Here is a 20,574-nt window from a genome sequence, read left to right on the forward strand (position 1 = left end):
TCGGGGTATGGAGGCCGGCAACATACAGCAAGCGCGTACCCCGTTCACTGTCAGTCTGCGTAGTGCTCACGCGGGCCATAGCCCATTTCCTCACGCAAGCCGTTCTCGGTGAACGGCTTGGGATTGGTTGAAGTAGGCGGCGTGAGTGGGTCGTTGTCAAAGTCGAACGGTGCGGCAGTAGTCGGCAGGCCAACGGCCTGGCGCTCTACATTGGGTGTATCCACTGGAGGGTTTGCGCCTACCTGCTCTTGGGTGTGGCCGCTGAAAAAGGTGCCCGTGCCGGCGTTCCAGGCATGGGCCGATTCATGTTGCAGGGTGACGATGGGTGCGGCAGGGACATTGGGGTCGGCGTAGATATCGAACGGATTGTACTGCAGGGTGCCGCTGTTGATTCGGCGACCTGCAGCCCCTTCTTTGATATGGCTTTGTTTTGTCTGTTCTGGCGACAGATGGTCGTCAAAATGACTGCTGGAACCTTCGATAATCGGCAACGGCGCGCCGTTTTGTCGAGCCACGGCGTCCATCCCCGCGAGCATTTGCTGGCCCACGGGCGAGCCGCGCAGCAATTCAAGGTCATCTTCGACCCGTTGCTTGAACGCCTGCGTGCCCTGGGCCTGGAACCCTTCTTTACCGGCGTTGCTTGGCGTCACCGGGGTGATCGTTGCATCAGACCCGCCCAAGAGCCGATCAGTGGGTTTTGCATAGATGCGGTTGTCCGGCCGGTTGGACCAGATCGTGTCGTGGCCTTTGCCGCTGTAGAAGGTCGTGCGGTCGTGCCCCACCAGCACATCGTCACCTTGGCCGCCGTTTATCACCGTATGCCCATCGCCAGCGTATAGCTGGTCGTCACCGTTGCCGCCATCCAGGTAGCTTTGCTTCTGGGCGGCCCCGGCACCTGCGTACAGCCGGTCATTGCCGTTATTGCCGTACATGACGTTGGAGCCCGTGCCTCCCACTATCGTGTCATCACCTTCGTTGCCTTCGGCATACCCGTTGCCGCTGCCCAGGCGCAGGGTGTCGTTGCCCTTGCCGCCAAACAGCTGGGTGGGGCCGCCGCCCGCTTGCACGTCATCGTCGCCATCGCCGGCTTCGACCTTGACCGGGAGCATGACGCCGGGGTCGATTTTTATCTTGTCGTCACCACCATGGCTTTTGATATGCAGGCTGGTGGGCGCACTGTCCTTGGGGTCTCTGACATTAAACAGGTAGGGCTTACCGTTGACCTCGACCTTGAGTCGGCCATCAGGGTGGTTGCTCAGATGAATAGTGTCGGCGCTGTTGCCGGTTTCAAATGTCAGGGCGTCGCTCACAATGATCGATTTTCCCGGCGCCAGAGGTACTTCGCTCAGGGACTGGCGGACTCTGAGGTTGCCGTCATCGACCAACGTCAGTTGCTTGTCCTGCGAGGAGAAATTCGGAAGCTCCGGTTGCGCCTGTGAAGGGGTTCGCGCAGAAGGAAACGGCTGGTGTTGGCCTTTGCCTGGCACGGCGGCGGGCTCGGCCTGCGGCGTGTGAGGGGGGAGGGCAGGCATGGCGTGATGTGGCGCGATCGTGTTCATGGTCAGTACCTTTCAGTTCAACGCAAACGCCCCTCCAGGGGGGGGAGGGGCGGTAGGTATGTCGTGCGATTGAATGAAAGTGTTCCGTCGCCGCCGTCGATCCTTTGTTACCGGGCGTAATAAAGTAGGCGCACCCGGTGCAGAAAAGTCGTCGGACGGCGCGGGCTTTTTGCCGTTCGCCCTGTCACTACAACAAGCTGATTGGATAGCTGACGATCAACCGGTTCTCATCAAACTCATTGTTGCTGTAGTCGCGGCGCATGCTGGAATTGCGCCAGCGCATTGTAAGATTTTTCAGGCTGCCGCTTTGTACGGTGTAGCCCACTTCGCTTTCCCGGCCCCATTCCTTGCCATCGTTGACAGTGGCGGTGTGCACGTTGCTGCCGCTGATGTAGCGGTTCATCAAGGTCAGGCCGGGCACGCCCAGGGCGGCGAAGTTGTAGTCATGGCGTACCTGCCAGGATTTTTCCTCGGCGTTGTCATAGCTGGCATTGAAGCTGTCGTTGGCCAGGGTGCCGCCGCTGGTGCCATTGACTCGCATCCACGCGCTGTTGCCGCTGAGTTTTTGCAGGCCGACGTAGAAGGTGTTGCCACCGTACCTGGCGGAGAACAGGCCGGACCAGGTCTTGTTGTCCAGGTTGCCGGCCCGGGCGCTGCCGTCGTCCTGGCCGTAGAAGAAGCCGAGGTTGGCCCCCAGGGTCCAGTCGCCCAGGGGCTGGCTGTGGGTCAGGTTGAGGTATTGCTGGCGGTAGATGTCCTTGAGCTGGGCATTCCACACGCCGACCTGGGTACGTTTGTCGTTGAACGCGTATTCGGCGCCCTGGAAGTTGAAGCGATCGGAGGTGAACGCGGTTTTCCCGAACATCGACATGTCCGTCATGCTGCTGTCGTCACGCGGGCTGTTGGCGCGGAACTGGCCGCCATACAGGGTCAGGCCGGCGATCTCTTTGGAGGTGATCTGCCCGCCGCGCAGGGTTTGCGGCAGGGAGCGGCCATCGTCCGAACGCAGGATCGGCAGTACCGGCATCCACTCGCCGACTTTCAACTCGGTCTGGGAAATCCGTGCCTTGAACGCCACCCCCAGGCGCCCGAAGTTATCGGCCGGCTTGCCATCGTGGTCCAGGGGCAGCAATTGGGTGCCGCCGGAGCCGCCGCCGCCGTCGAGCTTTTGCGAATACATGCCCAGCACATCCACCCCGAACCCCACGGTGCCCTGGGTGAAACCGGACTTGGCATCAAGGATGAAACTCTGCGTCCACTCCTGCGCGCTGCCCTGGGCCTTGGTCGGGTTGGTGAAATTGCGGTTGAAGAAGAAATTGCGCAGGTTGAGGTTGGCGCTGGCATCTTCCAGAAAGCCGTGTTCCTGGGCAACAACTGGGAGGGCAAGGCTGGCGACAGCGGTAGCCAGCAATAGCCGGCGAGGGTGCAAGGTGCTCATGGCATGGGACCTGTTGTTATTGGTGGTTTTCAGGTGTGGGCCATGGTGCGGGGCGTGTGTGGGGCGGTTCAATTGGGGGAGGGCGGGTTTTGGGCGGTGATCGCACGAAACTGTGCGCCCATGAAAAAGCCCACCAAAGGGTGGGCTTCATGTGTTGCTACGCCGATCAGAACAACTTGAGCTTCGGCGCTTCTTCTTTCACCGGCTCATTCTTCGCCGTCTGTTCGTTCCAACCGCCACCGAGGGCCTTGTACAAGGTCACTTCGCTGGTCAGTTGGGCCAGGCGGTCGGTGATCAGCGTTTGCTGGGCAGCGAACAGCTGGCGTTGGGCGTCGAGGAAGGTCAGGTTGCTATCAACCCCAATGCGGTAGCGACGCTCGGCCAGGCGGTAGTAGTCCTGGTTGGCCGCGACGAAATCACGCTGGGCCTGCAACTGTTGGTTGTAGGTCGCACGTGCCGCCAGGCCGTCGGAGACTTCCTGGAACGCGGTCTGGATCGACTTCTCGTAGGTCGCGACGTTGATCTCTTTCTGGATCTTCGAGTAGTCCAGGCTGGCGCGCAGGCTACCGGCGTTGAAGATCGGGATGTTGATCTGCGGCGCGAACGACCAGGTACCCGAGCCGCCCTTGAACAGGCCACCGAGGTCCGGGCTCAAGGTCCCGGCATTGGCGGTCAGGCTGATGCTCGGGAAGAACGCAGCCCGTGCCGCGCCGATGTTGGCGTTGGCAGCCTTGAGGTTGTGCTCGGCCTGCAGGATGTCGGGGCGACGTTGCAGCAGGTCTGAGGGCAGGCCGGCCGGTACTTCGCTCAACAGGTCGTCGGACAGCGGCTGAGTGGCGAGATTCGCCGGCAGGCCGGTGCCCAGCAGCAGGGTCAGGTTGTTTTCGTCCTGGGCCACCTGGCGGGTGTAGCGGGCCAGTTGCACACGGGCGCTTTCAACCGAGGTGCGCGCCTGGCTCAAGTCCAGGGCCGAGGCCACGCCGACTTCGTTGCTGCGCGAGGTGAGCTTGAAGCTCTGCTCGTAGGCGGCCAGGGTGTCCTGGGTCAGCTTGAGCAGTTCCTTGTCCGCTTGCCAGGTCAGGTAGGCATTGGCCACGCTGGCCACCAGGCTGATCTGCGTGCTGCGGCGTGCTTCTTCAGTGGCGAAGTATTTCTGCAACGCTTCTTCGCTCAGGCTGCGCACCCGGCCGAACAGGTCCAGTTCGTAGGCGTTGATCCCGAGGGTCGCCGAGTAGGAACTGGTGATGTTCGATTCGCCGGTTTGCGAGGCCCGTGCCGGAACGCGCTGGCGGCTGCCGCTGCCATTGGCGCCGACGGCCGGGAACAGGTCGGCACGCTGGATGCGGTACTGCGCGGCAAAGGCGTCGATGTTCAGCGCCGCGACACGCAGGTCACGGTTGTTGACCAGTGCGACCTGGATCAGTTGCTGCAGGGCAGGATCGTGGAAAAACTGCTTCCAGCCTTGCTCGGCAGCGGCCTGGCTCGGCGCCTGGGCCGACGAGTACGCCGGCCCCTGCGGGAACTGGGCGGCAACCGGCGCTTCAGGCTGCTGATAATCAGGGATCAGCGAGCAGCCACTGAGCACGAATGCCGTGACTGCCAGGGAGAGTAGCGACTTGCGCATTAGCCAGCCTCTTTAGGAGTATTCGGTGTATCGGACTTGTCAGTTTTTTTCCGGCTACCCATGGCGGACACGGTCACGAAGAACAGTGGCACCCAGAAGATCGCCAGGACGGTGGCAGTGATCATACCGCCAATCACCCCGGTACCGATTGCGTGTTGGCTGCCTGAACCTGCGCCCGAGGAGATCGCCAGCGGCAGTACGCCGAGGACGAACGCCATGGACGTCATGATGATCGGACGCAGACGCATGCGGGACGCCTCGATGGCCGCCTCGACGATGCCCTTGCCCTGCTCATGCAGCTCCTTGGCAAATTCCACGATCAGGATGGCGTTCTTCGAGGCCAGGCCCACGGTCACCAACAACCCCACCTGGAAGAACACGTCGTTGGACAGTCCTCGCAGGCTGGTGGCCATCAGTGCACCGATCACGCCCAGCGGGACTACCAACACCACCGCAATCGGGATCGACCAGCTTTCGTACAGCGCTGCCAGGCAGAGGAACACCACCAGCAACGACAGGGCATACAGCGCAGGCGCCTGGGAGCCGGACAAGCGTTCTTCATACGACAGACCGGTCCAGGCATAGCCCACACCCGCCGGCAATTGCTTGGCGATGCGCTCGACTTCCGCCATCGCGTCACCGGTGCTGTAGCCAGGCGCCGGGGTCCCGAGGACTTCCATCGCCGCTACGCCGTTGTACCGCGACAGTTTCGGCGAGCCGAAGATCCAGTTACCAGAGGCAATTGCTGATAATGGCACCATCTTCCCGTCGTTGGCGCGCACGAACCATTTGTTCAGGTCTTCAGGGGACATCCGGCCAGCGGCCTCACCCTGGATGTAGACCTTCTTCACTCGACCGCGGTCGATGAAGTCATTGACGTAGCTGCCACCCAAGGCAATCGCCAGGGTCTGGTTGATGCTCGACAGGCTGATGCCCTGGGCACTGGCCTTCTCGTCATCAATGGTCAGCTCGTACTGCGGCTCATCGTTGACGCCGTTGGGACGTACGCCGGCCAGGATCTTGCTCTGCGCGGCCATACCGAGGAACTGGTTACGTGCGTTCATCAAGGCATCGTGACCCACACCGCCCTGGTCCTGCAGGAACACGTCGAAACCGGTGGCGTTACCCAACTCCAGTACCGATGGGGGCACGATGGCAAACACCATGGCGTCCTTGAAGGTCTGGAAGAAGTAACCCTGGGCACGCTTGGCCACTTCGAACACCGACATCGATGCGTCGCGCTGGTCCCATGGCTTGAGCATGACGAATGCCAGGCCCGAGCTTTGGCCACGACCGGCAAAGTTGAAGCCGTTTACGGTAAATACCGATTGCACGGCCTTGCCTTCACCGGGCTCACCTTCCTTGTCGTTCAACAGGAAGGCACGCATGTCGTCGATAACGGTCTGGGTGCGTTCGGCCGAAGAACCAACCGGTGTCTGCACCTGGGCGAAGATCACACCCTGGTCTTCCTCGGGCAGGAACGCGCTTGGAATACGGGTGAACAGCCAGATCATGCCGGCGAAGATGATCAGGTACACCAGGAACGAAGGCGCCTTGTGCTTGATCATGTTGCCCACGCCACGCTCGTAGCTCAGTACGCCACGGTCGAAGGTGCGGTTGAACCAGCCGAAGAAACCACGCTTGGGTTGGCCGTGTTTCTCGGGGTCGATCGGCTTGAGCATGGTGGCGCACAAGGCCGGGGTGAAGATCAGTGCAACCAGCACCGACAGGGCCATCGCCGACACAATGGTGATGGAGAACTGTTTATAGATCACGCCGGTGGAGCCGCCGAAGAACGCCATCGGCAGCAATACCGCCGACAGGACCAGGGCAATACCCACCAGGGCGCCCTGGATCTGGCTCATGGACTTGACCGTCGCCTCCTTGGGCGACAGGTGCTCCTCGGCCATCACCCGCTCGACGTTTTCCACTACCACGATCGCATCGTCCACCAGCAAGCCGATGGCCAGGATCATGCCGAACATGGTCAAGGTGTTGATGGTGAAGCCAAAGGCCGCGAGGATGCCGAACGTACCCAGCAACACCACCGGTACCGTCATGGTGGTGATGATAGTGGCGCGGAAGTTTTGCAGGAACAGGTACATCACCAGGAACACCAGGATGATCGCCTCGACCAGGGTATCGACTACCCCGGAAATCGATTCGGTCACCACCGGTGTGGTGTCATACGGAACCACGGCTTTCATGCCTGGCGGGAAGAACGGCTCCAGGGACGCGACCGTGGCACGGATGGCCTTGGCGGTGTCCAGGGCGTTGGCGCCCGATGCCAGTTTGATCGCCATGCCGGAAGCCGGCTTGCCGTTGAACTGGGCGCTGATGCTGTAGTTCTGGCCACCCAGCTCGACACGGGCGACATCGCCCAGGCGCACTTGGGAACCATCGCTGTTCACGCGCAGGAGGATCTTTTCAAACTGCTCGGCGCTTTGCAGGCGAGTCTTGCCGATGATGGTGGCGTTCAACTGAGTGCCGGGCAGGGCTGGCAGGCCACCCAACTGGCCGGTGGCCACCTGGACGTTCTGCGCCGCAATGGCACTGCTGACATCCACCGGGGTCATCTGGAAGTTGTTCAACTTGGCCGGGTCCAGCCAGATACGCATGGCGTACTGGGAACCGAAGACCTGGAAGTCACCCACCCCAGATGTCCGCGAAATCGGGTCCTGGATGTTGGAAACGATGTAGTTGGACAGGTCATCCTTGCTCATGGTGCCGTCTTCGGACACCAGGCCGATCACCATCAGGAAGTTCTTCACCGACTTGGTTACGCGGATCCCCTGCTGCTGCACTTCTTGCGGCAGCAATGGGGTCGCCAGGTTCAGCTTGTTCTGCACCTGAACCTGGGCGATGTCCGGGTTGGTACCCTGGTTGAACGTCGCGGTGATGGTCATGCTGCCGTCGGAGTTACTGTCCGAGGCGACATAACGCAGGTTGTCGATACCGTTGAGCTGCTGCTCGATCACCTGCACCACGGTGTCCTGCACGGTTTGTGCGGACGCGCCTGGGTAGGTCACCTGGATATCAATGGCGGTTGGCGCGATGGCCGGGTATTGGTTGATGGGCAACTTCAGGATCGACAGTGCCCCGACCAGCATGATCACCAGGGCTATTACCCAGGCGAAAATGGGACGGTCGATAAAAAATTTCGACATGTATTACTCCCCTTTGCCAGCGGCGGCGGCAGGAGCAGAACCGGCGGGCTTGGCGTTGGTGGCTTCCTTCGCTTCAACCGTGATGCCCGGCTTGATGAACTGCAAGCCTTCGGTGATCACACGGTCACCGGCATTCAGGCCCTTTTCCACCAGCCAGTAGGCGCCGGCGGTACGGTTGGCCACCAGCACGCGCTGTTCGACCTTGTTGTCGGCGGTGACGACCAGCGCAGTCGGGATGCCCCGGATGTCGCGGGTCACGCCTTGTTGTGGGGCGAGGATCGCCTTGCTGTTCACGCCGGCCTGCAATTGTGCGTGGACAAACATGCCCGGCAACAGGGTGTGATCAGGGTTGGGGAACACAGCGCGCAGGGTTACCGAGCCCGTGGTCTGGTCGACCGACACTTCGGAAAATTCCAGGCGGCCTTGCTGGGTGTATTCGCTGCCGTCTTCCAGGGTCAGCTTGACCATGGCCGCGTTTTCACCGGCTTTCTGCAGTTGGCCGCTTTCCAGGTCGCGACGCAGTTTCAGCATCTCGGCGGAGGATTGCGTGACGTCGACGTAGATCGGGTCCAGTTGCTGGATCACGGCCATGGCGTCTGCCTGGCCATTGCTGACCAATGCGCCTTCGGTGACCGAGGAACGCCCGATACGCCCGGAGATCGGGGCGAACACCTTGGTGTAGCGCACGTTGATCTGAGCCGTCTGCAGGTTGGCTTCGGAAGTCATGCGGTTGGATACGGCGGTGTCGTATTCCTGGCGGCTGACCGCCTGCTCGTTGACCAGTTGTTTGTAGCGGTCGGCAATCGACTTGGTCTGTTGCAGGTTGGCCTGGGCGCTTTTCAGGGTCGCCTCATACACCGACGGATCGATCTGATAGAGCTGCTGGCCTTCCTTGACGTCGCCGCCTTCCTTGAACAGGCGCTTGAGAATGATGCCATTGACCTGGGGGCGGACTTCCGCGATGCGGAACGCAGTGGTGCGGCCCGGCAATTCGGAGGTCAGGGTATAGGCTTGAGGTTGAAGGGTGACCACGCCGACCTGAGGGGTTTGAGCGGGCGGCGCCGCTTCTTCCTTTTTACATCCGCTGAGCAGCGATGCCAGGGCGACGGCAGTGACCAGAGCGGTAACAGCTGGCTTAAGTTGCATGAAGATCCTCGGGTCAGGCGCGCTTGATGCGCACAAGAAGTGTGGAAGGGTAAAAAACAGACAGTGAGTAGATAAGTAGCTTGCTAGGCAATATACTTACGTTCATGGTTGTTTGTAAACTCTTGACAGGCTTCGCGGATTCCTTACAAAGCAATGCCCAAAGCCTCGATTCTAGTACGTTCGATGCCCATGAAGGCGTCGTCCCATAATTATTCAGAAGGTGGTTATCCACCACCGCCCGTGTCCTGATTGAGGTGTTACTGCCATGGTTCGTCGTACCAAAGAGGAAGCTCAGGAAACGCGCAGCCAGATACTTGAAGCCGCCGAGCAAGCCTTTTATGAGCGCGGTGTTGCGCGCACTACGCTGGCGGATATCGCGGCGCGGGCGGGCGTGACGCGGGGCGCGATCTATTGGCACTTCAGCAACAAGTCGGACCTGTTGCAGGCACTGCTCGACACGCTGCACGAACCCCTGGACGAATTGGCCAGGGCCAGTGAAAGCGAGGATGAGGTAGATCCGCTGGGCTGCATGCGCAAGCTGCTGATCCATCTTTTTCATCAGGTGGCCCTGGACCCGAAGACTCGGCGCATTAATGAGATCCTGTTCCATAAGTGCGAATTTACCGACGAAATGTGCGACATGCGCCGTCAACGCCAGACCCATAGCCTTGAGTGCAACCTGCGTATCGGCCTGACGCTGCGCAATGCAGTCCACCGCGGGCAACTTCCGGAAAACCTCGACACCGCTCGTGGGGCGGTGTGCATTCATGCCTACATCAACGGGCTTGTTGGCCAGTGGCTTCTGGTGCCTGACAGTTTCGAGCTGTATCAGCAGGCCGAGCGCCTGGTGGATATCGGGCTGGACATGCTGCGCTTGAGCCCCAGCCTGCGCAATTGATACAAAATGCGTAATTACGTCTGTTTGTGTCAATAGTAAAGCCCAAGGACGGTCAATCGTCCTTCCGGCTTATTTGTGGGGTGACTTTATATACGCGCTGGCGCCAGGTTGAAAGGTAGCCGGCTAAGTATTTTGTAGCGATATTGTTGCATTGCTGTGAAGGAATGTTACCGAACCTGTGGGAGCGAACTATCGCTAGGTGATGTGCTGGCTGGCCCACCGCTATCGCGGGCAAGCCCGCTTCGACATTGGGCAGCGGTGTTTTGAAGATCCAATAAAAAGCCCCGGCTCTTGTGAGCCGGGGCTTTTGCGTTGTTGCGGGTCAGAGCGCCAGGGTCGGGTAGTCGATATAGCCGACCGGGCCTGGGGTGTAGAAGGTTTGCGCAATGGCTTCGTTCAGCGGTGTATCGGCTTTGAGGCGCGCCGGCAGGTCCGGGTTGGCGATAAACGGAACGCCGAAGGCTACCGCATCGGCCTTGCCCGCTGCCAGCCAGGCATTGGCGCTGTCCTTGGTGAAGCGCTCGTTGGCGATAAACGGGCCACCGAACGCAGCTTTCAAGTGCGGGCCCAGGCTGTCGTCGGCGTCTTTCTCGCGGGCGCTGATAAAGGCGATGCCACGCTTGCCCAATTCACGGGCGACGTAGGTAAAGGTTTCTGCCAGGTTGGCATCGCCCATGTCATGGAGGTCGGCCCGTGGCGACAAATGCATCCCCACACGGCCAGCGCCCCAGACCTCGATCACTGCATCGGTCACTTCCAGTAACAGCCGTGCGCGATTTTCCACAGAACCGCCGTACTCGTCGGTGCGCTGGTTGGTGCTGCTTTGCAGGAACTGGTCGAGCAGGTAGCCATTGGCCCCATGCACTTGTACCCCGTCAAAGCCGGCGGCCTTGGCGTTCTCGGCACCCACGCGGTAAGCGTCGACGATATCGGCGATTTCTGCGGTTTCCAGGGCGCGCGGGGTCGGATAGTCGGCCAGCGGGCGCACCAGGCTGACGTGGCCGGCAGGCTGGATGGCGCTCGGTGCTACCGGGGTCTCGCCGTTCAGGTACGACGGGTGGGAGATCCGCCCCACATGCCACAGTTGCAGGAAGATCTTGCCGCCGGCGCCGTGCACGGCCTTGGTGATGTTGGTCCAGCCGCGCACCTGGTCGTTGGACCAGATGCCCGGGGTGTCCGGGTAGCCCACGCCCATCGGCGTCACCGAGGTGGCCTCGCTGAGGATCAGCCCGGCAGAGGCCCGCTGCACATAGTATTCAGCCATCAGCGCATTCGGCACGCGGCCGGCATCGGCACGGCAGCGGGTCAGCGGCGCCATGATGATGCGGTTCGACAGCTGCACATCACCCAGTTTGATTGGATCGAAAATAGTCGTCATCGCAAACACTCGTCTGTTCTAAGTGGTTAATTAGTGGCGGGGGCCAGGTCGGCATCGCCGCTCTGGCGGAACGTGATCAGCGTGACCAGCAGCGCCAGGATCGCCAGGGCGGCAGCGGCCAATGGCACGCTGGTCAGGCCGAAACCATGGGCAATCACACTGCCGCCAACCCAGGCGCCCAGGGCGTTGCCGATGTTGAACGCGCCGATATTGAGGGTCGACACCAGGTTGGGCGCGGCCTTGCCGAAGGTCACCACGTTGATCTGCAATGCCGGCACGGCGGCAAACGACGCGGTGGCCCAGAGGAACAAGGTGATTTCGGTGGGGATGATGGCGACGCTGGTCCAGGTCAGTGCGGTGGACACCACGGCCATGCTGATGAACACGCCGATCAGGGTGGCCGCCAGGCGCTTGTCCGCCAGCTTGCCACCGATGATGTTGCCCACGGTCAGGCCCAGGCCGATCAGCAGCAGGGTCCAGGTCACACCCTTGGGCGAGATGCCGGTGACATCGCCGAGCAGCGGTGCGACGTAGGTGAAGAGGGTGAACATCGACGCGGCAAACAGCGCGGTCATGCTCAGCGACAACCAGATCCCGGCACCCTTGAGGGCCGCCAGTTCGGCGCGCATATCGAGTTTCTCTTCATCACGCTTGGCCGGCAGGAAGCGGATCAGGCCGATCAGCGCAATCACACCAATCACCGTCACCGCCCAGAAGGTCGAGCGCCAGCCGGCTTCCTGGCCCAGCGCGGTGCCCAGGGGCACGCCGAGCACATTGGCCAGGGTCAGGCCGGTAAACATCAGGGCCACCGCCGAAGCACGCTTGTTGGCCGGCACCAGGTTGGCGGCCACCACCGAGCCGATGCCGAAGAAGGCACCGTGGCACAGCGCGGTCACCACACGGGCAAACATCAGCACGTTGTAGTCAATGGCCAGGGCGCAGAGCAGGTTGCCGATGATGAAAATGCCCATCAGCGCTACCAGGGCAGCCTTGCGCGGCAGCTTGGCGGTGGCCAGTGCCATGAAGGGGGCACCGATGGCCACGCCCAGGGCATAGCCGGTCACCAGCCAGCCGGCGCCTGGAATCGACACACCGAGGTCGGCCGCCACATCGGGCAACAGGCCCATGATGACGAATTCGGTGGTACCGATGGCGAAGGCGCTTAAGGCCAGTATGAGTAGCGAGAGAGGCATTGTGGGGTCCTTTACAGCGGTGGGCTGAGTTCTTCGGTGATGGCTTGGATAAACGCTTGGATCACGTCTTCATTGCGGCGGAAAAAGTGCCACTGCCCGGCTTTCTGGCTGCTGATCAAGCCCGCCCGTTGCAGGGTGGCCAGGTGCGCCGAGACGGTAGACTGCGACAGGCCGCAGCGTTGATCGATCTGGCCGGCGCAGATGCCGTACTCGTGGTTGTGCACTTGTTCGGGGAACTGCACTTTCGGGTCTTTCAGCCAGTTGAGAATGTCTCGCCGTACTGGGTGTGCCAGGGCTTTTATTATTTCGTCGAGGTCAATGGACATGGCAGGGCTCGGTGTGGGTAAAACGTTATATCGCGATGAGGCGAACTTTAAATCGCTGTATCCCGATATACCAATACGATTTTGATCTTGTTACCAGATAAATCGGTATATCGGGTTATAACGATACGTTGGCGGCAGTGCTAAACTGCGCGTCATGAATTATCTCGCACATCTACACCTCGGCGGCCAACTTCCTGCACAACTGCTGGGCAGCCTCTATGGCGATTTCGTCAAAGGCCGCCTGCAGGGCCAGTACCACCCGCAAATCGAGGCGGCGATCCAGCTGCATCGCTCCATTGACCGTTTCACCGACAGCCACCCGTTGGTCGGGCAGGCGTTGTCACGGTTCACCCTGACCCGGCGCCGCTATGCGGGGATCGTCCTCGACGTGTTCTTCGACCATTGCCTGGCGCGCGATTGGGCACAGTATGCCGACCAGCCGCTGGAACGCTTTACCTCCCAGGTGTACCGGGTGCTGGCGGCCGAACCGCAGCTGCCAGGGCGCCTGGCGCAGATTGCACCGTATATGGCGGCCGATGACTGGCTGGGTTCTTACCGCGAGTTCGCGGTAATGGAGCACGTACTGCGGGGGATTGCCCGGCGCCTGAGCCAACCTCAGGAACTGGACCGGGCGATGCAGGAACTGCGGGTGCTGTATGAGCCGTTGAGCGAGGATTTCCGGGTGTTCTATCCCCAGTTGCAGGCCTATGCAGATAGTCAAATATCCACGCCGATCTAATGTGGGAGCTGGCTTGCCTGCGATAGCGGTGTATCAGTCGCCACTGCTATCGCAGGCAAGCCAGCGCCTACATTTTTTGCGTGTTTGCCTCAGGCCGCGTACGCCGGCCGAACCGGCACTTGCTCGCTTTGCGGCACCGCTCCAAACAACGCCTTCTGCACCGCCTGCTGCGCCTGGTACGCCAGCGCCGCACGCTCCTGCCCGGCGCAGGCAATGGGTTTGAGCAGATGAATCTCAACGTCGCCCTGATCGTTGCCAAACAGACGCATCAGGTGCGAGAGCAAATCATCGTCACCAATAAACGGCGCGAGCGGATCAATCTGCCCATCGCGCAGATAGCGGATCGCCACTGGTTGCAGCGCCACATCGGCATCAATCGCACTGGCCAGCAGCCGGCCATGAAAGGTGCGCAGGCTGCGGCCATCAGTGGTGGTGCCTTCGGGGAACATCAGCAGCGGGTGTTTTTGCTCTAGATGCCGGGTCATCTGCTTGCGGATCAATTGGCTGTCCCCCGAGCCCCGGCGGATAAACAGGCTGCCGGCCTTGGCGGCCAACCAACCCGCCACTGGCCAGGTGCGCACTTCGGCCTTGGACAGGAAAGACAGCGGCGCCACCATCCCCAGCAGCGGGATATCGGTCCAGGACACATGGTTGCTGACCCACAGCATGGGCTGTTGCGGTAACTCACCGTGCACGCTCACGCGAAAGGGCAGGGCATTGCTCAGGCGCGCCATGAAAAACCGCGACCAGCGCTGGCGCCGCACCATGGAATTGGCCACGCCCAAGCGTTCGAACAGGCCAAACACCCCGGCCATGCTCAAGCCCAGCGCCACCACCAGCAGCACGCGGGCGATCCGCCCGTAGACCCGCAGGCGGCCCATCACATGGCCGCCTTGAAGTGACGGGCATAACGCGGGCACAACTCGTCGCGCTTGAGCAGGATGAACACGTCGGCCACCTGGAAATCCTCGTCCCAGCACGGCTCGCCGCAGATCTTAGCGCCCAGGCGCATGTAGGCCTTGAGCAGCGGCGGCATTTCGGCGATGACGTTGGACGGCAAATCCAGGCTCGGCAGGGGCTTTTTCGGCTCGGCGCGCAGGTGTTCGTTGCACAAGTAGCGTTCGCGCAGGCGCTGCATGATTGCGTGGGCCTGGATGCCACCGTCATGCATCGGGATGCTCGCGCAGCCCATCAGGTAGCTGTAGCCGCCCTGGTTGAGGACTTCGGCCAACTCGCCCCAAAGCACCGCGATAGTGCCGCCGTTGCGGTAGGCTGGGTCGACACAGGTACGGCCGATTTCCAGGATCGGCCCCTGCAAATGCAACAGGCCGTGGAGGCTGAATTCTTCTTCGCTGTAGAACCGGCCCAGGGTGCTGGCCGCCTGGTGATCCAGCAGCCGGGTGGTGGCAACCAGTCGCCCGGTGTTCAAGTCCCGTACGCCAATGTGGCTGCAGTGAACATCATAGTCATCCATGTCCAAGCCCAGTTCTGCGCCTTTGAGCTTGGCATTGAACTCGCCGCTGAAAACGCTGAAACGCAAGGCCTGGGCTTCCTGCAAAGCCTGGGCGCCGATCAGGCGTTCGGCTTGCAGACGGCGTTCATTGCCGGTGTCACTGATGCGGGCGATCTGAGTCATGGCGAGTCTCCAGGTGCCGGCCAGGGTTGCGGCCAGTCGACTTTGTTGTGCAAAGTCAGGCTATGTACCCCCGGTGTCATCTCCATGAATCTACGGTGACGCTTAGATGACAGCCCCCAAGGAGCCCTCCATGCCCTGGCACGCTTTGCTCGATCGACCCGACCGACTGCCCGTCCACGCCAACCTGGCCGAGGGCTACAGCGTTTTATTGCAACGCCTGGGGCCTGTCACCCCTTTCGAGTTGGCAACCCAGGGTGCGCGCCTGGTGTCCACGCCCGGCCTGGCGTTCCTGGTGGGCTATCAAGCGGCGTTGCGTGCGTTATGGCCCAGCGCGCCCCACAGCCTGGGCGCCTTGTGTGCGACCGAACAGCGCAGCCTGCGCCCGCTGGACATGCAAACGCGCCTGGACGACCTGCGCCTGAGCGGGCGCAAAGACTTCGTCACCGCCGGCGATGCGGCCGACTGGCTGTTGATCGCCGCCCGCTGCGAGGCCGCCGATGAAAAGCCACGCCTGACCCTGGCCGTGGTGCTGGCCGGCGAGCCCGGCGTACGCGTAGAACCCTTGCCCGCGATCGCCTTGATGCCCGACATCAGCCACGGCCGCGTCCACCTCGACCACGCCGCCTGCGAGCGCTTGCCGGGGGATGGTTGGGACAATTACGTCAAACCCTTCCGCACCCTGGAGGACAGCTATGTACTGAGCGCGATGACCGCCTGGCTACATGGCATCGGCCAGGAGTGCGACTGGCCCCAGGCCCTGCGCCTGCAGTTATTGGCGCTGCTGGCCGGCTGCGCCGAGGTCATTCGCCAGCCCAGCGCATCGGCGGCGGGGCATGTGTTGTTGGGAGGATTGTTTGCGCAGTTCGAAGCGCTGAAGCCGCAGGTCAATCAAGCGATGGCTCAAGGGGCGTGGGCCGCCATGTGGCAGCGCGACCAAGCTGTGCTGGACCTCGCCGCCAGCGCCCGGGCCAAACGCCTGGAAAAAGCCCTGAACCCAGCACCTCGCTGACTGTGGGATGAGCGTGTGTGGGAGCGGGCTTGCCCGCGATAGCAGGGGGACAGGCAATACAGGCGGTGACTGATATACCGCCATCGGGGCATAGGTATCTACACACCTCTTTAGTGATTCTTAGGTTTGTGTACATATCCATTGCTGCGGTCATGGCCACTTGGGGTTCCGCCCTGAAGGCCAGCGTGGTTTAACGGGGCGCCTAAGATCAAAAGCAAAGCGAGGCGGCCTGACAGCCGACCTGATCATCGAAGCGTGCGCGGACTCTGTAGGAGCTGGCTTGCCTGCGATGACGGTGCATCAGCCAATACATTTATCGACTGATACACCGCCATCGCAGGCAAGCCAGCTCCTACAGGGGAATGCAGCTTCGCGTCCCGGCTTTGCTGTTGCTCTGCTTTTGATCTGGCTTTTGATCTTAAGCGCCCCGTTAAACCACGATGGCCGCAGGCAGGTATTGCGCAGTGGGCACCCCGGCATGGATGCCGGGGTAGCCGCGACACGGCCATGGATGGCCGATCGCGGCGGGCCCACGGAGCAATGCCTGACTGCGGGCATGCCGAGCCTAGGCGAGGTGCCGAGTGGTGGGGCAAGAGCGTTTTGCTTACTTTGGCGCTTCTCCAAAGTGAGCCGCCGTCAGGGCGGAACCCCAAGTGGCCGTTACCGCAGCAATGGATATGTACACAGACCGAGAAGAGAGTTGTGTAGATACCTATGGTCATCGCGGGCAAGCCCGCTCCCACAGGAGCTATATAGTGGCTCCCAGGCCTGTCGCCAAACCGTCATTTATCTGCATTAGGCTCGCGGGCCTGAATGCCCCCGAGTGCTAGTCCATGGTCAAAGGCCTGTTGTGCGTCGCCTTGCTGCTGTTCACCGCTACCGCACATGCCCAGGCCTGGCCGGTGCGGGAGTGGTCCCTGGGCCCACAGTTGGCCGGTCCCGCCGTCAAGGCGCTGGAGGACTATGCGTTTCCGGCCCGCAATGACATCACCCGCGAAGGCATCCGCACCGACGCACTGTTGGTGATCCGCGACGGCGAAGTCATTTATGAACGCTACGCCGCACCCACTAGCGCAAGCACGCCGCACCTGACCTGGTCCATCAGCAAGAGCCTGCTGGCCACGGTGCTTGGCGTTGCCTACGGCGAAAACCGCTTCAAGCTCAGCGACCCGGTCGCGCGCTTTTATCCACCGATGAAACAGCACCCGAACATCACCCTGGCGCACCTGCTGAACTGGACCTCGGGCCTGGACTGGCAGGAAGACTACGAATACGCGCCGCTGAAATCCTCGGTGGTGGCCATGCTCTACACCCGTGGCCGTGCCGACATGGCAGAGTTTGCCGCCGACACCCACGCCTTCAGCGCTGCGGGCCAGGCGTTTCGCTACTCCAGCGGCGACAGCAATCTGGCGTCCGCCGCCCTCAAGGGCATGCTCGGCCACAAGGCTTATGTCGATTACCCGTGGACCGCGCTGTTCACGCCCCTGGGCATTCGCAGCGCCACCTGGGAAAGCGACGCCAATGAAACCTTTGTTGCCTCGTCCTATGCCTATATGACCGCCCGCGACCTGGCACGAATTGGCTTGTTGATGGCGCGGGACGGGCGCTGGGGCGAGCGGCAGTTGCTACCCAAGGCCTGGGTCGACTTCAATCGCCAACCCCTGGCGCAGTACATCGCGGGTCAGGACGAAGCGGTGCCCGGCGGCCACTGGTGGCTCAACCGTCAAGTGCAGGGCGCAGCCCGACCCTGGCCGGATGCGCCCGACGATACCTTCGCGGCCCTGGGTCACTGGGGCCAGGCGTTGTATGTGTTGCCCGAGGCAAGGCTGGTGATCGTGCGCTATGGCGATGACCGCGACGGCAGCTACCGCCACAACGAACTGCTCAAGCGCGTGCTCGCGGCGGTGCAACCATGATCCGGCGCCGTCCGTTTATCAGCCTGTTTCTCCTGCTGTTGCTCGCCTTGCTGGGGTGGGCCTGGCATGAGCGCGTCAACCTGCAAGCGTTCCCCGACATCATCGCGGCGTATACGGCCAAGGAGTATTGCTCGTGTCGGTATGTGGCGGGCAATCCTGCTGACTATTGCCTGGGGTATGTGAAGCAGTACGTGCCGACCAGTGCGTTGGTCGACACGCCGGAACGCAGTGAAGTGACGGCGAGTGGGTTGGGGCGCACGCATACGGCGCGGTGGATAGGGGAACGGCAGGGGTGTCGATTGTTGTGATGTTTAGCTCACCACTGCGCAAGGTAAAGAACTGCAGGCTCGGCGCTGACCAACAGCCAAGGGAAGCAGATTGGCGGACAGGATCGTAAATCGATGATGTGATTGTCCGATAGAAGGTTCTCAATATCGGTCATAAACCCGCACTTCCAAATATGTGATGTGGTGATTTACCTGACAGGCATGAGCAACTTGGTTTGTGAGTTTGAAAAGCCGCAGTAAGTGTCTATTACCGTAAACTTTCCGTGATAGTCACTTGCACGGATGGGGATTTTGTAAGTGTAGGTGTATTTGGTGGAAGAGATTAGTGTGAACTCTGGATGAAGCACTGGGGCAGGGGTTTCCATTTCCACACTAGGTACTTTTGATTTAGAAAGGTCAAAAGTGGCGGTGCCGCCTGCGGGTAAGGGATTTGGAAACGCAATATCGATGCTGATGGGTTTTTTGGTACCTACCATCTTATCGCTGCCATCGGGGTTTTTTAGCGGGGTGTCGCTGATACCTTTGGCGACCTGGATGTTGTCGTAACATTTCGGGTCTAGTGCTGCATTGGCGTTTGTGATTGCAGTCAAAACTACGAAGCAAGCCAATAGGCATTTTTCTGTGCTGAAGTTTTTCATGATGATTTTTCCTAGGTGTGGGTTGTGATGTTGTGGCTCGAAGGTAGTTTTATTTTTTTGTGCGTATTTTGAATACTGTGAAAAGTGACAGTTTTTTATATTGTTTTTTTGTTTTCTCTTGAACCTTTAGAGTTTTTTGCTTGAGAGATTTGGATAACTTTCCTCCACGTGCCCATCGCTCCTGGTTGTTTGGTGCCCAGAACTCATGGTGTAGATGTTGCTACGTGAATAAACTGGCTCTTTATCACTCTGATAGGCGATTCCGCTGTGAGGGATGAGCCTGTTGGGGGCAGTTCGTAGTTCAGTTCAAGCAAGCGTGCTCACCTATTGCCACAAGGTTCCACAGGGTGGAACCACCTTTGATTGTCCTCGCCCGCCCATCGCGGTTATCTGTGGCGGTGCCACAAAAAAGAACGGGAATACCCGCCTGCGAGGAGAGTCACCATGCGCCCACACCAGCACATCCTGGATTGGCTGAGCGATGTCGCCAGCGACCTGCACGCCGTACGCCAGGACATCCACGCCCACCCTGAACTTGGGTTCGAAGAAAACCGCACCTCGGCCCTGGTCGCCCAATCCCTGAAGAACTGGGGGTTTGAAGTACATACCGGCATCGGCCACACCGGCGTGGTGGGCGTGCTGCGCAATGGCAGCAGCCCGCGTACCCTGGGGATTCGCGCCGACATGGACGCCTTGCCGATTATTGAAAACACCGGCGTCGCCTACAGCAGCCAGCACGCCGGCTGCATGCATGCCTGCGGTCACGACGGTCACACCGCCATGCTGCTGGGCGCCGCGCGTTACCTGGCGGCGACGCGCCGGTTCGACGGCACCCTCAACCTGATTTTCCAGCCGGCCGAAGAAGGCCAGGGCGGCGCTGAAGCGATGCTCGCCGATGGCTTGCTGGAGCGCTTCCCCTGTGACGCCCTGTTCGGCATGCACAACATGCCCGGCTTGCCTGCCGGCCACCTGGGCCTGCGGACCGGGCCGATGATGGCTTCCCAGGACCTGCTCACCGTGACCCTCGAAGGCGTCGGCGGCCACGGCTCCATGCCGCACCTGACCGTGGACCCGCTGGTGGCCGCCGCCAGTACGGTGATGGCCTTGCAGACGGTGGTCGCGCGCAACATCAATGCCCAAGAAGCGGCGGTAGTCACGGTCGGCGCCCTGCAAGCAGGGCAGGCCGCCAACGTGATTCCCCAGCAGGCCATCCTGCGCCTGAGCCTGCGCGCCCTCAATGCGCCGGTGCGCGAGCAGATGCTGGAGCGGGTCAAGGCGATCATCCAGACCCAGGCCGCCAGCTTTGGCTGCACCGCGCAGATCCAACACCGCCCGGCCTATCCGGTGCTGGTCAACCATGCCGATGAAACCGAGTTCGCCCGCCAGGTCGGCGTTGCCTTGCTCGGTGAAGCGGCGGTTGACGCCAACACGCCCAAGCTGATGGGCAGCGAAGACTTCGCCTGGATGCTCCAACGCTGCCCCGGCAGCTACCTGTTTATCGGCAACGGCGTGTCGCGGCCGATGGTCCACAACCCCGCCTATGACTTCAACGACGAGATCCTGCTGACCGGTGCCGCCTACTGGGGCGCCCTGGCCGAGAGCTGGCTCAAGCCGGCCTGA

17 protein-coding genes are annotated in these 20,574 nt (G+C 61.2%); 6 read left to right on the forward strand and 11 right to left on the reverse strand.

All coding sequences use genetic code 11. From position 1 onward, the window contains the following. Nucleotides 1-50: 50 nt before the first annotated feature. The 5 genes from ACSSVH_RS06200 to ACSSVH_RS06220 form a co-directional block, all read right to left on the reverse strand. Nucleotides 51-1,559 carry a M91 family zinc metallopeptidase gene (locus ACSSVH_RS06200; RefSeq protein ID WP_492634229.1) on the reverse strand — a complete coding sequence of 503 codons (1,509 nt, stop codon included), beginning with the start codon at nt 1,557-1,559 and terminating at the stop codon, nt 51-53. Nucleotides 1,560-1,746: 187 nt separating this feature from the next. Beyond that, nucleotides 1,747-2,997, reverse strand: a complete 1,251-nt coding sequence (locus ACSSVH_RS06205; protein WP_492634230.1) for an OprD family porin — start codon at nt 2,995-2,997, stop codon at nt 1,747-1,749. A 166-nt stretch (nt 2,998-3,163) separates the two neighbouring features. Then, on the reverse strand, nt 3,164-4,621 hold the full coding sequence (gene adeC / locus ACSSVH_RS06210; protein ID WP_170042893.1) for an AdeC/AdeK/OprM family multidrug efflux complex outer membrane factor: 1,458 nt from the start codon (nt 4,619-4,621) through the stop codon (nt 3,164-3,166). Continuing rightward, complete coding sequence (locus ACSSVH_RS06215; RefSeq protein WP_169955526.1) at nt 4,621-7,788, reverse strand: efflux RND transporter permease subunit; 3,168 nt, start codon at nt 7,786-7,788, stop codon at nt 4,621-4,623. The genes adeC and ACSSVH_RS06215 overlap by 1 nt, the downstream gene beginning before the upstream one ends. Nucleotides 7,789-7,791: 3 nt before the next feature. Further along, the gene (locus ACSSVH_RS06220) at nt 7,792-8,934 is read right to left on the reverse strand and encodes an efflux RND transporter periplasmic adaptor subunit (protein ID WP_169955527.1); all 1,143 of its coding nucleotides are present in this window, start codon (nt 8,932-8,934) and stop codon (nt 7,792-7,794) included. Nucleotides 8,935-9,199: 265 nt separating this feature from the next. Here ACSSVH_RS06220 and ACSSVH_RS06225 point away from each other — a divergent pair, with 265 nt between their 5' ends. Further along, nucleotides 9,200-9,832: a TetR family transcriptional regulator gene (locus ACSSVH_RS06225; protein ID WP_032858025.1), complete on the forward strand. Its 633-nt coding sequence runs from the start codon at nt 9,200-9,202 to the stop codon at nt 9,830-9,832. Nucleotides 9,833-10,154: 322 nt separating this feature from the next. On the opposite strand, the gene ACSSVH_RS06230 is transcribed toward ACSSVH_RS06225, so the two are convergent. From ACSSVH_RS06230 to ACSSVH_RS06240, 3 genes are read right to left on the reverse strand one after another with little or no spacing between them, the layout of a single operon-like run. Beyond that, on the reverse strand, nt 10,155-11,210 hold the full coding sequence (locus ACSSVH_RS06230; protein WP_432755164.1) for an alkene reductase: 1,056 nt from the start codon (nt 11,208-11,210) through the stop codon (nt 10,155-10,157). Between the two features lie 26 nt (nt 11,211-11,236). Next, nucleotides 11,237-12,403: an MFS transporter gene (locus ACSSVH_RS06235; RefSeq protein ID WP_492634231.1), complete on the reverse strand. Its 1,167-nt coding sequence runs from the start codon at nt 12,401-12,403 to the stop codon at nt 11,237-11,239. A gap of 11 nt (nt 12,404-12,414) precedes the next feature. Continuing rightward, nucleotides 12,415-12,729: an ArsR/SmtB family transcription factor gene (locus ACSSVH_RS06240; RefSeq protein WP_029297039.1), complete on the reverse strand. Its 315-nt coding sequence runs from the start codon at nt 12,727-12,729 to the stop codon at nt 12,415-12,417. A 154-nt stretch (nt 12,730-12,883) separates the two neighbouring features. Between ACSSVH_RS06240 and ACSSVH_RS06245 the strand changes: the two genes are divergently transcribed. Then, nucleotides 12,884-13,468: an acyl carrier protein phosphodiesterase gene (locus ACSSVH_RS06245; protein ID WP_169955530.1), complete on the forward strand. Its 585-nt coding sequence runs from the start codon at nt 12,884-12,886 to the stop codon at nt 13,466-13,468. Nucleotides 13,469-13,557: 89 nt separating this feature from the next. On the opposite strand, the gene ACSSVH_RS06250 is transcribed toward ACSSVH_RS06245, so the two are convergent. Next, a complete protein-coding gene (locus tag ACSSVH_RS06250; RefSeq protein WP_170042891.1) occupies nt 13,558-14,349 on the reverse strand; it encodes a lysophospholipid acyltransferase family protein in 792 nt (263 codons plus the stop codon). Next, nucleotides 14,349-15,104: an L-ornithine N(alpha)-acyltransferase gene (gene olsB / locus ACSSVH_RS06255; protein ID WP_057439788.1), complete on the reverse strand. Its 756-nt coding sequence runs from the start codon at nt 15,102-15,104 to the stop codon at nt 14,349-14,351. The genes ACSSVH_RS06250 and olsB overlap by 1 nt, the downstream gene beginning before the upstream one ends. A gap of 130 nt (nt 15,105-15,234) precedes the next feature. On the opposite strand from olsB, the gene ACSSVH_RS06260 reads away from it, so the two are divergent. From ACSSVH_RS06260 to ACSSVH_RS06270, 3 genes are all read left to right on the forward strand, one after another. Next, nucleotides 15,235-16,113 carry an acyl-CoA dehydrogenase middle domain-containing protein gene (locus ACSSVH_RS06260; RefSeq protein WP_492634232.1) on the forward strand — a complete coding sequence of 293 codons (879 nt, stop codon included), beginning with the start codon at nt 15,235-15,237 and terminating at the stop codon, nt 16,111-16,113. Between the two features lie 833 nt (nt 16,114-16,946). Next, complete coding sequence (locus ACSSVH_RS06265; RefSeq protein WP_170058360.1) at nt 16,947-18,029, forward strand: serine hydrolase domain-containing protein; 1,083 nt, start codon at nt 16,947-16,949, stop codon at nt 18,027-18,029. Then, nucleotides 18,026-18,337, forward strand: a complete 312-nt coding sequence (locus tag ACSSVH_RS06270; RefSeq protein WP_169955534.1) for an amidase — start codon at nt 18,026-18,028, stop codon at nt 18,335-18,337. The genes ACSSVH_RS06265 and ACSSVH_RS06270 overlap by 4 nt, the downstream gene beginning before the upstream one ends. A 167-nt stretch (nt 18,338-18,504) precedes the next feature. Here ACSSVH_RS06270 and ACSSVH_RS06275 read toward each other — a convergent pair whose 3' ends face one another. Further along, nucleotides 18,505-18,954, reverse strand: coding sequence for a hypothetical protein (locus ACSSVH_RS06275; RefSeq protein WP_169955535.1), 450 nt, complete (start codon nt 18,952-18,954; stop codon nt 18,505-18,507). 444 nt (nt 18,955-19,398) lie between these two features. On the opposite strand from ACSSVH_RS06275, the gene ACSSVH_RS06280 reads away from it, so the two are divergent. Continuing rightward, nucleotides 19,399-20,574, forward strand: a complete 1,176-nt coding sequence (locus ACSSVH_RS06280) for a M20 aminoacylase family protein (RefSeq protein ID WP_170042888.1) — start codon at nt 19,399-19,401, stop codon at nt 20,572-20,574.

The organism is Pseudomonas sp. HC1(2025) (assembly GCF_058742075.1).

What these genes read in the sequence shown, in the direction of transcription:
- adeC (WP_170042893.1), bottom strand. Translation starts at nt 4,621, where the DNA reads ATGCGCAAGTCGCTACTCTCCCTGGCAGTCACGGCATTCGTGCTCAGT.
- ACSSVH_RS06250 (WP_170042891.1), bottom strand. Translation starts at nt 14,349, where the DNA reads ATGGGCCGCCTGCGGGTCTACGGGCGGATCGCCCGCGTGCTGCTGGTG.
- ACSSVH_RS06220 (WP_169955527.1), bottom strand. Translation starts at nt 8,934, where the DNA reads ATGCAACTTAAGCCAGCTGTTACCGCTCTGGTCACTGCCGTCGCCCTG.
- ACSSVH_RS06235 (WP_492634231.1), bottom strand. Translation starts at nt 12,403, where the DNA reads ATGCCTCTCTCGCTACTCATACTGGCCTTAAGCGCCTTCGCCATCGGT.
- ACSSVH_RS06240 (WP_029297039.1), bottom strand. Translation starts at nt 12,729, where the DNA reads ATGTCCATTGACCTCGACGAAATAATAAAAGCCCTGGCACACCCAGTA.
- ACSSVH_RS06245 (WP_169955530.1), top strand. Translation starts at nt 12,884, where the DNA reads ATGAATTATCTCGCACATCTACACCTCGGCGGCCAACTTCCTGCACAA.
- olsB (WP_057439788.1), bottom strand. Translation starts at nt 15,104, where the DNA reads ATGACTCAGATCGCCCGCATCAGTGACACCGGCAATGAACGCCGTCTG.
- ACSSVH_RS06270 (WP_169955534.1), top strand. Translation starts at nt 18,026, where the DNA reads ATGATCCGGCGCCGTCCGTTTATCAGCCTGTTTCTCCTGCTGTTGCTC.
- ACSSVH_RS06260 (WP_492634232.1), top strand. Translation starts at nt 15,235, where the DNA reads ATGCCCTGGCACGCTTTGCTCGATCGACCCGACCGACTGCCCGTCCAC.
- ACSSVH_RS06215 (WP_169955526.1), bottom strand. Translation starts at nt 7,788, where the DNA reads ATGTCGAAATTTTTTATCGACCGTCCCATTTTCGCCTGGGTAATAGCC.
- ACSSVH_RS06275 (WP_169955535.1), bottom strand. Translation starts at nt 18,954, where the DNA reads ATGAAAAACTTCAGCACAGAAAAATGCCTATTGGCTTGCTTCGTAGTT.
- ACSSVH_RS06225 (WP_032858025.1), top strand. Translation starts at nt 9,200, where the DNA reads ATGGTTCGTCGTACCAAAGAGGAAGCTCAGGAAACGCGCAGCCAGATA.
- ACSSVH_RS06280 (WP_170042888.1), top strand. Translation starts at nt 19,399, where the DNA reads ATGCGCCCACACCAGCACATCCTGGATTGGCTGAGCGATGTCGCCAGC.
- ACSSVH_RS06265 (WP_170058360.1), top strand. Translation starts at nt 16,947, where the DNA reads ATGGTCAAAGGCCTGTTGTGCGTCGCCTTGCTGCTGTTCACCGCTACC.
- ACSSVH_RS06230 (WP_432755164.1), bottom strand. Translation starts at nt 11,210, where the DNA reads ATGACGACTATTTTCGATCCAATCAAACTGGGTGATGTGCAGCTGTCG.
- ACSSVH_RS06205 (WP_492634230.1), bottom strand. Translation starts at nt 2,997, where the DNA reads ATGAGCACCTTGCACCCTCGCCGGCTATTGCTGGCTACCGCTGTCGCC.
- ACSSVH_RS06200 (WP_492634229.1), bottom strand. Translation starts at nt 1,559, where the DNA reads ATGAACACGATCGCGCCACATCACGCCATGCCTGCCCTCCCCCCTCAC.